The following is a 506-nucleotide window of genomic DNA, read 5'->3' as shown; positions in this document are numbered from 1 at the left end:
TCATCACGCCGCGCGACCAGGACGGCGTCGAGATCATCCGCCACTCCTGCGCCCACCTGGTGGGCCATGCCGTCAAGCAGCTCTACCCGACGGCGAAGATGGTGATCGGCCCGGTGATCGACGAGGGCTTCTACTACGACATTGCCTACGAGCGCCCGTTCACGCCCGACGACCTCTCGGCGATCGAGCAGCGCATGAAGGAGCTCATCGCCCAGGATTACGACGTCGTCAAGAAGATGACGCCGCGCGACGAGGTGATCGACGTCTTCCGCGCACGCGGCGAGGACTACAAGCTGCGCCTCGTCGAGGACATGCCCGAAGAGAAGGCCATGGGCCTCTACTACCACCAGGAATACGTGGACATGTGCCGCGGCCCGCACGTGCCGAACACGCGCTTCCTGAAGGTGTTCAAGCTCACGCGCGTCTCGGGCGCCTACTGGCGCGGCGACGCCAAGAACGAGCAGCTGCAGCGCATCTACGGCACCGCCTGGGCCGACAAGAAGGAC

At 65.0% G+C, this 506-nt stretch carries 1 pseudogene; it reads left to right on the top strand.

Going from position 1 to position 506, the window contains the following annotated elements:
* Positions 1-506 (top strand): annotated as a pseudogene (gene thrS / locus JZ791_RS44220) (threonine--tRNA ligase); the annotation flags it as partial.

This window comes from Nocardia alni (assembly GCF_019038435.1).
GTDB lineage: Bacteria > Actinomycetota > Actinomycetes > Mycobacteriales > Mycobacteriaceae > Nocardia > Nocardia alni.
Note: the sequence above shows the minus strand (reverse complement) of the source record. Positions and strands in the feature narration are given on the sequence as shown.